Origin of the sequence: Halalkalibacter alkalisediminis, assembly GCF_028610705.1 — a bacterium.
Taxonomy (GTDB): domain Bacteria; phylum Bacillota; class Bacilli; order Bacillales; family Bacillaceae_D; genus Halalkalibacter; species Halalkalibacter alkalisediminis.
Map to the genome: position 1 here is coordinate 66,496 of NZ_JAQQWT010000009.1, position 10,587 is coordinate 77,082.

Below are 10,587 nucleotides of genomic sequence, written 5' to 3' on the forward strand. Positions count from 1 at the left end.
AAGATAAAATGGAAGAGCCATTTTAATAGGGTAAAAAAAGAGTGTATCCGTCATTTATAAAAGATCAGGATAAAGTAGTTATAAAGAAGCAAGGGGGGCGCGATGAAGTATTCATTTCGAAAAGATAACGATTGGTTGCTAATCATCACGACATTCCTTTTGGCTGCGTTTGGTTTACTGATGGTGTTTAGTTCAAGTTATGCATTAGGAATTGTGAGGGACAACCCGAATCCATACGCGTTTATACAAAGGCAGTTTATCTGGTTTGGGTTAGCGACCATTGCATTTTTTATAGTTATGCATTTTCCTTACCGATTCTATAGAAAAATGTCGCCCTTTATTATTATCATTTCGGTGATAGCCCTTGTCTTAGTAAAAGTACCTGGACTTGGAGTCGATATTAATGGAGCTGAACGTTGGATAGATCTTGGACCTTTAAGAATTCAGCCATCTGAATTTGTGAAATTAGGAATGATTATTTACTTGGCGCAAGTTTATTCTCAAAAGCAAGCCTATATTGATCAATTTATTAAAGGGGTTATGCCACCTTTAGTGTTGGTAGGATTTGTTTTTGGTTTAATTATGATGCAGCCTGATTTAGGGACCGCCACATCGATTCTTATCGTCACACTTTTACTTGTCTTTTTCTCAGGGGCAAAATGGAGACATTTAATAGGATTAGCGGCAGTGGGTGTTTCTTTGTTTATCGTATTTGCTTTATCAGCACCGTACCGAATTAAACGACTTACCTCATTTCAGGATCCGTTTGCTGATCCAACAGATACTGGATTACAAGTCATTCAATCATATATTGCGATTGCTCATGGTGGTCTGAGTGGTACAGGCCTAGGACAAAGTGTTCAAAAATTATTTTATCTACCAGAGGCCCATACAGACTTTATTTTAGCTGTTGTGGCAGAGGAGTTAGGCCTTTTAGGAGTCTTGTTCATCTTGGGGGCCCATGCGCTTATTTTAACTCGAGGGGTCATGATTGGTACGAAGTGTAAAAATCCATTCGGCAGCTTGCTTGCTTTTGGGATTGTTTTTCAAATTGCAATCCAAATCATTTTCAACATTGGAGCTGTTACAGGATTGCTTCCCATCACGGGTATCCCGCTTCCGTTAATTAGTAATGGAGGATCATCCCTCTTAATCACACTTGTATCACTAGCGATTCTAGCAAATATTTCACGAAATAACATACGTCAGAAAAGACAGTCCGAATACAATGAAGACAAACAGCTTTCCGCTTAGAGGTCGTTCAAAAAGGGTGGTTTTACCTTTGGAACGACCTCAAAGCCGCTCTGAGTTAAGTGATCTATGAGTTGGTTTTTAAATAAGCAGCAAAGTAGCGTGAGGACCATTCATTCTACTAGGAAGGCTACAAGAAAGATAAGAAATTCCAAAAGCATGTTCTCTTGGAACGACTTCTTATTCAAACACGGATATAAATAGATGGAGGCCATCATGGAAGAACGTAAAACGGGCTTTCAACAGATTGATTACACATTACTCTTTCTGTTGTTTGTGCTTATGTGTTTTAGCTTATTAGCTATTTATAGTGGATCTGGCCAGTATTTTACTGATGACCCCACTCACTATGTGAAGCGTCAAATTATTTGGTTTATCGTCGGAATCATTATAATGGTCAGTGTAATGGTTCTTGATTATGATTTGTTTAAAAATTTCTCAATTCCTCTTTATGGTGTTGGGGTTATGCTGTTGTTGCTTGTTGCGTATTCTTCGTTAGGGGTCTTTCGCAATGGTTCACAACGTTGGTTAAATGTTGGTCCAGCTGAAATCCAACCTTCTGAGTTTATGAAAATATTCTTAATTATTGCTTTAGCTCATATGCTGTACCGAGTAACGGTCAATAGAGGTGCAAAAGATCTTCAGTCTGACTTAATGATCGTCGCAAAAGTATGTGCGATTGGGTTGCCACCGTTCTTTCTAATTTTGAGCCAACCTGATTTGGGAACGGCATTGGTTATTGCGAGTATTATGGCAACCATGCTATTAATGTCAGGTGTTGCTTGGAGGATATTATGTGTTCTTGGTTTGGGAGTAGTTGGTGGAATTTTATCACTCGTATACTTGCACAACTATAATTTTGAATTATTTTCAAAGTTCATTGCTTCGCATCAGCTCGATCGTATTTATGGCTGGTTAGATCCCTATGAGCATCAAGGTACGTATGGGTATCAATTAGTCAATGCGATGAGAGGGATCGGATCAGGTCAATTATATGGCAGTGGCTATATGAATGGTGTTCAGACACAAAGTGACCGGATTCCAGAAATTCATACAGACTTTATTTTTACGGTAATCGGTGAAGAGTTTGGTTTCCTTGGAGCAACGATTTTAATTGTTACCTACTTCTTGCTTTTTTACCGGATGGTGATTATTGCTTTAACATGTAACAATTTATTTGGAACGTATCTAGTGTCAGGTGTAATCGGATTACTTGTGTTCCAGGCGTTTCAAAATGTTGCGATGACGATTGGCCTAATGCCAATCACAGGTTTAGCTCTACCATTTATCAGTTACGGCGGAAGTGCGCTTCTAACCAATATGATCGCGATGGGCATCGTACTCAATGTAAATATACGAACGAGGCACTATATGTTTGAGACCGAAGAATCAAGTATGTAAGAGTTGCTAATCAAATGATTATCAGCTCTTTTTTCTCTTTTGAAGTTGAGTGTAAACAGCTAATAGAGGGGGCTTATGTATGAAGCTGATTGTAGGGTCTGGCCGACTTGCTAGTATGGTGTTAACGGTAATGAGAGAAAATAATGAAACCTATTTATACGGGAGAAATGAAGAGACCGTTACTCAATTATTAAAACAGTTTTCTTTTATAAAAAAGGGACATCAAAACATGTTCTCACAAGTGAACGAGGTGTTTTTATGTTTGCCTCCTAGCTCATATGAGTCCTTTTTAACGACACATCAAAACGTATTTTCTAAGAAAGTTACGTTTTATCATATGGCGACCGCTCTATTAGAAAAGGATGTAAAAAAAATGGTTGAAGGCAAACGGGTTATTCCATTAAAATTGGCTGGTCATGCAACTGTTGCCAAAAAAGAACAAAATGGACTGTTTGTCATCCCAGAACATGTTCGTCATGAACGAGAAAGCATAGCAAATTGCTTTCCGAGTATGGGGGTAGAAATTGCTTCAGAAGAGGATGTATTACTTGCCAATCAGTTAGGGACTGAGGCAGCCGTAACTACAGTAATGAAGCTTACAGAAACGTTAAAACAGCATCATATTTCTTCTGCTATTGCCAAACAAACAATTAACCAAACGTTGCAAGGTGTTATCACAGGCTATCAAACAAATGATTTAGGTGGATTTGCTAAAAAAATAGTAGAGAAGTTGAAACAGAAGGGTGACGGATCTAATGAGGATGGATAAATTATTAGCCAATATGGGTTTTGGTACAAGGAAAGATGTAAAGAAGTTAATGAAATCTGGTAGCGTTCATGTCAATGGGGAAATTGTCAAAGAGGGAAAAGTTCATGTTGATCCAGAAAAAGACCTAATAACGGTCTTCGGAGAAAAAGTAGAGTATAAGTCTCATGTGTATCTTATGATGAATAAACCACAAGGAGTCATCTCGGCTACAGAGGATACAGAACATGAGACTGTGATTGACCTTCTCTTGTATGAACATGCAATATATGAGCCTTTTCCTGTCGGTCGACTTGACAAAGACACAGAGGGCTTCTTGCTTATTACGAATGATGGTCAATTTTCACATTCGTTAATGTCACCAAAAAAGCATGTTCCGAAAACCTATGTAGCAACAGTAAGAGGAATCGTAACAGAAGAAGACGTAGAACAGTTTAAGCAAGGGGTAACGTTAGATGATGGCTATAAAACAAAACCTGGGGAATTAGTAATCCTACAACAAGGTTCGATTTCTGAAATAGAGCTGACCATTACAGAGGGGAAATATCATCAAGTGAAACGTATGTTTGAAGCCGTCGATAAAAAAGTCCTAACATTAAAGAGAACAAAGATAGGAGATCTAACGCTAGATCCTGAACTAGAATTAGGTACATATCGGGAGCTATCAGAAGATGAAATAGACATCCTTCTCGGAAGGTGATGGGATGACTGTTAAAGCATTGCATGTAGCGTTTAAATGAGAGAAAACAAAAAGAAAAGGTGACACAGGGATTCTCATTTCGGAGATCAACCTGAGTCAGCCTTTTCTTTTAATATTAATACGTCAAGATACTCGCGTTTTCTTCTTCGTTACGCTCCACTTGCCACGTGTGGGACTTTCAACGAGATTGTTGTATTCCAATACATTAAGGTCACGTTGAATGGTCCGTTGGGTGATAGCGAATTCTTCAACTAACTCATTCGTTGTGACGGTCCCCCTTTGTTTAATGTAAAGGTAGATAGACTTGATACGAGTCAGCATACGATCAGTTGAAGTTTTCAAAAAACCACTCCTTATTCATAATCATGACTTGATTAGTAGAGTCTATGTAATGGCACACATGATCATGCATGACATTACTGATGCTTGGGAAAATTCTGGCAGATTCCCATGAAAGGGGGATGATCGAGTGCATCACCGTCTTATTTGCATTTTAAAAGTAGGCGATGTAATGTTGTAATGGTCATGTGGCAAATGGATCATCATTCCCTTAATATTTACATTTTACAATAATCCAATCAACTATGCAAAATGGTTGTACGAATATGTTACGTAATTTATAAAAGGTGGTAAAAAAATATGAAAATAAATTGGTTAGAGGCCGTTCAAAACAGAAGGGAACAGATCATAGAAGAAACTCAAGATTTTCTGCGTATTGATAGTGTTTTAGACGAATCTACAGCTAGTCAATCACGTCCTTTCGGTGAGGGAATTGCACGTGCATTAGAACATTTGTTAACAAAAGGTGAAAAACTTCATTTTTTTGTGAAAAATATGGATGGGTACGCAGGAGTTATTGAATATGGACAGGGAGAAGAAAGTGTTGGAATCCTATGCCATATTGATGTTGTCCCTGCAGGTGAAGGTTGGACTTCGCCACCGTTTTCGGCAGAAATTCGCGATAATCGTATTTATGCTCGAGGGGCCATTGATAATAAGGGTCCGACAATCGCTGCTTTTTGGGCATTGCAATTAGTTAAAGAGCTTCAGTTACCAATACATAAACGCGTGCGCATGATTATTGGCACTGATGAGGAGAGCAATTGGCGTTGTGTCGATCATTATTTTAAACAAGAAGAAATGCCGACCGTCGGGTTTGCTCCAGACGCCGATTTTCCAATTATACATGCGGAGAAAGGGATTATGGATGTAACCTTTAATTGGGAAGATAAAAAAGGTGAAACGGATGCCGCAATAAAAGTGATGAGCTTTAACGCTGGGGAACGCTTCAATATGGTTCCTGACCGAGCAGAAGTTACGATAACAGGGCAGCGCCAGCAACTTGATGAAATAGAGACTCAATATCAAGCTTATTTGTTAGAACATAACCATAATGGTCAAGCGCAATTTAAAGATAAGTCTTTGCAGCTTTCCTACGAAGGAATATCTGCTCACGGCTCAACTCCAGAAAATGGATTAAATGCGGGTGTGTATTTGGCACAGTTCCTTTTGCAATTCTCTTACCAACCATCAGCCAATGAGTTCTTACATCGGATTAACCACTACTGTGATTTTACAGGTGAGGCGTTGCAGATTGCAGTGAGTGATGACGTTTCAGGAGCTCTATCTATGAATGCAGGTTTGTTTCAATTTAAAGAGAATGGGGAAGCCATAATGGGTTTAAACATTCGCTATCCTGTGACAACATCTGGAGAAGAGTGTATAAATAAATTAAGACAACTAGCGAAAGAATGGGATGCTCGTTTTGAAGTCCTGGATCATATGGGCCCGAATTACGTAGAGAAAGATCATCCACTTATTCAGACATTACAAGCCGTTTATCAACGACAAACTGGGGAAGAAGCTCATTTATTAGCCATTGGTGGAGGGACATATGCTCGTTCCCTAAAAACAGGAGTGGCATTTGGACCAATGTTTCCAGGTCGTGAGGATGTGGCACATAAAAAAGATGAATACATCGATATTGACGATCTCATTAAAATGACCGCGTTATACGCAGAAGCTATTTATGAATTAGCAAAAGGCTAACTGATTTAAGTTAGCCTTTGAAACACGTTATTTTAGTATTGATTTCATCTTACTCAAACAAGTCAGTAGAAAGATAGCGTTCACCTGTGTCACAAGCGATGGCAACGACGATGTCATCTGGGCTAAGTCGCTTGGCTACTTCCATGGCTGCGAAGCAAGCGGCACCAGAAGAAGGGCCAACTAAAATGGCCTCGTGTCTGGCTAGATCTTTTGTGATTCGATAAGCATCATCATCTTCTATTTTTAAAATTTCTTGATAAACCTGTTCGTTCAAAATAGGTGGAATGAATCCAGGGCTCGTCCCAACTAGCTTATGGGGACCTGGTTTGCCTCCAGATAAAACAGGTGAGCCAGCTGGTTCGACTACATGAATCGTGGCTTCTGGATAGAACTTCTTCAACTCTTCACCTGTCCCTGTAATGGTACCACCTGTTCCAGAAGCAGCTACGAAAGCAGCTAAAGGTTTTCCGATTTGATCAAGCGCTTGTTTAATTTCTAGTGCCGTTGTATGACGATGGGCACCAGGATTTGCTTCGTTTTCAAATTGCATCGGCATGTAACTATTAGGAATTTCTTTTACGAGCTGTTTTGCTTTCTCAATAGAGCCAGGCATCTTTTCATCTCCAGGTGTCAGAACCACTTCTGCGCCGTATGCCTTTAATAGATTAATGCGTTCAAGAGACATTGTATCTGGCATTACTAAAATCGCACGATAGCCACGGGCTGCTGCGTTCATTGCAATTCCAATTCCTGTGTTGCCACTCGTTGGTTCAATAATCGTTGCGCCTGGTTTTAAAAGGCCATCCTTTTCTGCTTGAATCATCATATTATATGCAGCGCGATCTTTAACGCTTCCACTTGGATTTTGCATTTCCATCTTTAAGTAAACAGTGGCTCCCTTAGGATCTGTTATACGATTTAAACGTACAAGGGGAGTTTGGCCAATTAAATCTGCAATATTATTAACGACTCTCATCTATGCACTTCCTCTTTCATTTATAGTATGATTCATTTTATCATATTAAAAGGGCATTGACTAAAAACAACGGGATGGGTTAAACATATGAAAAATGATAGGAAGGTGTACGAGATGCAGTCACATTATTTTTTAGCGGTTCCATTACCTAGTGAAATAAAAAAAGAAATCAAGCGGACATTTGAGAATGAAGCCCTTCCATTTAAACGGTGGGTGCATGAAGAGGATTATCATGTAACCCTTGTTTTTTTAGGGGCATGTACTTTAGAACAATTAGAGCATATTCAAAAAGAGTGTGCTGTTCGATTAGCAAAGGTAAAGTCGTTTCCTCTCGACCTTGCTTCTGTAGGTACCTTTGGTAAAAAAGACAAACCTAGAATTTTTTGGCTCGGATTAGAAGAACAACCTCTATTACATGACGTGAGAAAAGAGGTAAGTGCTATTTGTGAAGAGGCTGGGTTTAAACTAGAAAAAAGACCATTCTCTCCTCATGTTACCGTTGCTAGAAAGTGGGTTGGGGATGGTCCGTATCGAGAAGAACTGGTGAAAGATTTACATTTTAATAAGCAGTGGACAGTCGATAAGGTGGTTCTGTATAAGAGTGTACTAACAGAAGAACCTAAATATAAAGAAGTGGCTGTCTTTACACTAAATGAGGTAGAGAGATGAAAGTGATTTTGATTGTGTTGCATCTATTCATTTTATCGATTTTTTATTTGATTGGAGTTGGGATACAAAATTGGCTTGGGTTACCAATTCCCGGCAGTATTATTGGAATGCTGCTCCTCTTTTTTGCTTTAATGACAAAGGTATTACCTGTACGATTTATTGAAGAAGGATCCACTTTCATTCTAAAACATATGCCGTTGCTTTTTCTACCAGTTACGGTTGGTATTTTACAGTTTTTGGATCTGTTTGCTGGCGATGGAATTCTATTAATCTTCATTACTCTTATTAGTACGATCATAGTTATGATTGTTTCAGGCTGGATCGGTCAAAATCTCGTTAATAGAAGTGAGGTTCAAAAGAAATGATCATTATTGGGAGTATCGCTATTTTTAGTACAATCCTTATTTATTGGGGGGCAAGGGCCTTTTATCAACGTTTTCCCTATCCTTTCACGCTGCCATTATTAGTTGCTACATTCATTATGGTTTTAGCACTACTACTACTAGATATTTCTTATGATAGGTATTATATCGGAGGGCGTTGGTTAGAGTTGTTATTGGGACCGGCGGTAGTCGCATTAGCTTATCCGTTATATCGACAGTTAGAAATGTTGAAAACACATTTCTTTCCGATCATGAGTAGCGTGAGCATCGGTGCAGTGGTTGGAATCGTTAGTGGAATAGGACTTTCGATGATGTTAGGAATAGAAGAAGCACTGGTTTTTTCTCTTATTCCAAAATCGGTGACAACACCCGTAGCAATGGATATCGCTACAACTATTGGAGGGATACCGCCTTTAGCTGCTGTTTTGGTTATGGTTGCAGGAATAGGTGGAGTGGTTCTAGCGCCTTATGTATATAAATGGTTGAATATTAAAAGTGAGATTGGTAGAGGTATTGGTACTGGTTGCTCTACGCATGCTATAGGTACAGCAAAAGCACTAGAAACAAGTGAGAAAGAAGGGGCAACGAGCTCGGTAGCGATGACGTTAAGTGCGATTATTGTCTCGATAATTGGTCCCATTCTCGTCTATCTTTTTTATAATTAAACGTGGTACGATCTAAGATGAAAAAATAGGCTGAGTTATAGGCTGGGGAGGAACGAGTATGGCTCATTTAATCAAACTTGAAGATTACATCTCTCGATACCAATTTGATTTGAATCGTTATCCGAGTCAGTATACTCGTATGAAAAAAGAAAGATGGTATTATCTAAAATCTGAATGGGAACAGTTACAATACGATACGTTAGGTATAAATGAAAAAAAAATAAACGAATTTATGGTCGAAGAGTCTAAAAGTTTTTTTAAACGTTTGCGAAAATGGACTAAAGGAAATCGACAAGAGTCGGAAGAACCGTTAGATGTAGGTGAAAACCGACTAGTAAAAATGACTCTTGAACAGGTGAGGGAAGAGTTTTTAAAAGAATTATTTCAATCCCAGTTAAGATGGGCTAGTTCTTCCTTATTAGAAGAATCTATTTTAGATCCACAGTATAAGAGAGACAAATGGTTAAAGTTTTTCGCACAGCAAATACCGGATAACTACTTTTTATTATATAAGCCCGTTTTCTTTATAAAAAAGGCGCCAATTGAATTGGACATTATATTGATAAGCCCAACGGAAATCTATTGTATCACGATATTGGATGGTCAAGAGCACAGTGTATTTGAAGCCAGCTCAGATCGATTCTGGACGGAATTTATAGATGAAACGAGAAAGAAAAAGATTAGTCCTCTCGTTTCCTTATCAAGAATGTCAGGGGTGTTAAAGCCGATTTTACAAGAGGCAGATTTGGTTTACCCTTTGCGAAAAATTGTCTTAAGTCCAACTAGTATTATTGACAATAAAATGCAAGGAACCAATGTGGAGTTCATTGATAAGCGAACTTTTTCAACGTGGACGGATAAACTAAAAAAACATCCATCCCCGATCAAAAACCAACAATTAAAAATTACATCTTTGCTACTAAATTATTGTCATACTTATACACGAGAGTCGGAAGATGAGGAAAGTTCCGAATAAGGAAAAACGCTTTAAACATGATGGAGGAGAAGTATGTTGGACAGTGAGTCTAATAAGTTAGAACATTATCAACTAGATGATTTTACATGGAGAGTACGCAAAGTGTTCAACTGGAGTGGAGACTTTGAGGTGATGATTGAAATAGAAGAACTTGATGGCTGTGTAAGTTTTGGGAAAACCGTAAAAGAAGCGAAGGCTGATTTAGCGATCGCTTTAAGGCTTTGGGTTCAGTTTCAAGGTGAACAGTTATTACCTGATATCAGGGAGGGTGCTCACATCGTTTATTTAGATCCACCTATGGATGAGAGTGAATTTGATTACATAAACGATGAGCTACAACGATACACGGAATAACCTGCTTAAGACAGTCGGAGGTAATTACATTAAATAAGCGTAAAGCCAGCTAGGAGTGAATGAAACTCGAAGCTGGCTTTATATCTGTGAGATTGAGAATTAAAGAAGCAAGAAAGCAAGAAAGCCTATTCGGGGGTGGCAATGGCTCCATGCGCTGCGCGTCGAATAACAAGAACCCCACTTGTTATTCGACTTAAAAAAAAGGCAGCGGTTACGCTCATTGCATAAGAAAAGACGGCTGACGCCGTCTTTTCTTAAAGGAAATTTAAGAGACAATCAAAGAAGCAAGAAAGCTTATTCGGGGGTGGCAATGGCTCCACGCGCTGCGCGTCGAATAACAAGAACCCCACTTGTTATTCGACTTAAAAAAAAGGCAGCGGTTACGCTCATTGCATAA

12 protein-coding genes are annotated in these 10,587 nt (G+C 38.9%); 10 read left to right on the plus strand and 2 right to left on the minus strand.

Annotated elements, in window-relative coordinates:
- The first annotated feature begins 102 nt into the window (after positions 1-102).
- The 4 genes from ftsW (at position 103) to PQ474_RS14325 (ending at position 4,118) form a co-directional block, all read left to right on the plus strand.
- Positions 103-1,254, plus strand: coding sequence for a putative lipid II flippase FtsW (gene ftsW, locus PQ474_RS14310; protein ID WP_273844531.1), 1,152 nt, complete (start codon positions 103-105; stop codon positions 1,252-1,254).
- Positions 1,255-1,467: 213 nt separating this feature from the next.
- Positions 1,468-2,652, plus strand: a complete 1,185-nt coding sequence (gene rodA / locus PQ474_RS14315) for a rod shape-determining protein RodA (RefSeq protein ID WP_273844533.1) — start codon at positions 1,468-1,470, stop codon at positions 2,650-2,652.
- 79 nt (positions 2,653-2,731) lie between these two features.
- Entirely contained in the window at positions 2,732-3,421 is a 690-nt protein-coding gene (locus PQ474_RS14320) for a hypothetical protein (RefSeq protein WP_273844534.1), read from the plus strand.
- Positions 3,408-4,118, plus strand: coding sequence for a pseudouridine synthase (locus PQ474_RS14325; RefSeq protein ID WP_273844536.1), 711 nt, complete (start codon positions 3,408-3,410; stop codon positions 4,116-4,118). Before PQ474_RS14320 ends, PQ474_RS14325 begins: the two co-directional genes overlap by 14 nt.
- Positions 4,119-4,241: 123 nt before the next feature.
- Here PQ474_RS14325 and PQ474_RS14330 read toward each other — a convergent pair whose 3' ends face one another.
- Positions 4,242-4,460 carry a DeoR family transcriptional regulator gene (locus tag PQ474_RS14330; protein ID WP_273844538.1) on the minus strand — a complete coding sequence of 73 codons (219 nt, stop codon included), beginning with the start codon at positions 4,458-4,460 and terminating at the stop codon, positions 4,242-4,244.
- Between the two features lie 297 nt (positions 4,461-4,757).
- Between PQ474_RS14330 and pepV the strand changes: the two genes are divergently transcribed.
- Positions 4,758-6,167 carry a dipeptidase PepV gene (gene pepV, locus PQ474_RS14335; protein ID WP_273844541.1) on the plus strand — a complete coding sequence of 470 codons (1,410 nt, stop codon included), beginning with the start codon at positions 4,758-4,760 and terminating at the stop codon, positions 6,165-6,167.
- 49 nt (positions 6,168-6,216) lie between these two features.
- Here the strand turns inward: pepV and cysK are convergent, their stop codons facing one another.
- Entirely contained in the window at positions 6,217-7,143 is a 927-nt protein-coding gene (cysK, locus tag PQ474_RS14340; RefSeq protein ID WP_273844542.1) for a cysteine synthase A, read from the minus strand.
- Between the two features lie 114 nt (positions 7,144-7,257).
- On the opposite strand from cysK, the gene thpR reads away from it, so the two are divergent.
- The 5 genes from thpR to PQ474_RS14365 are packed head-to-tail and all read left to right on the plus strand — an operon-like array spanning position 7,258 to position 10,190.
- Positions 7,258-7,812 (plus strand): RNA 2',3'-cyclic phosphodiesterase, encoded by a 555-nt coding sequence (thpR, locus tag PQ474_RS14345; RefSeq protein ID WP_273844544.1) that lies wholly within the window; start codon positions 7,258-7,260, stop codon positions 7,810-7,812.
- A complete protein-coding gene (locus PQ474_RS14350) occupies positions 7,809-8,177 on the plus strand; it encodes a CidA/LrgA family protein (RefSeq protein WP_273844546.1) in 369 nt (122 codons plus the stop codon). Before thpR ends, PQ474_RS14350 begins: the two co-directional genes overlap by 4 nt.
- Complete coding sequence (locus tag PQ474_RS14355; RefSeq protein ID WP_273844548.1) at positions 8,174-8,860, plus strand: LrgB family protein; 687 nt, start codon at positions 8,174-8,176, stop codon at positions 8,858-8,860. Before PQ474_RS14350 ends, PQ474_RS14355 begins: the two co-directional genes overlap by 4 nt.
- Positions 8,861-8,918: 58 nt before the next feature.
- Positions 8,919-9,836, plus strand: coding sequence for an NERD domain-containing protein (locus PQ474_RS14360; protein WP_273844550.1), 918 nt, complete (start codon positions 8,919-8,921; stop codon positions 9,834-9,836).
- A gap of 33 nt (positions 9,837-9,869) precedes the next feature.
- Positions 9,870-10,190 (plus strand): type II toxin-antitoxin system HicB family antitoxin, encoded by a 321-nt coding sequence (locus tag PQ474_RS14365; RefSeq protein ID WP_273844552.1) that lies wholly within the window; start codon positions 9,870-9,872, stop codon positions 10,188-10,190.
- The last annotated feature ends 397 nt before the right edge of the window (positions 10,191-10,587 follow it).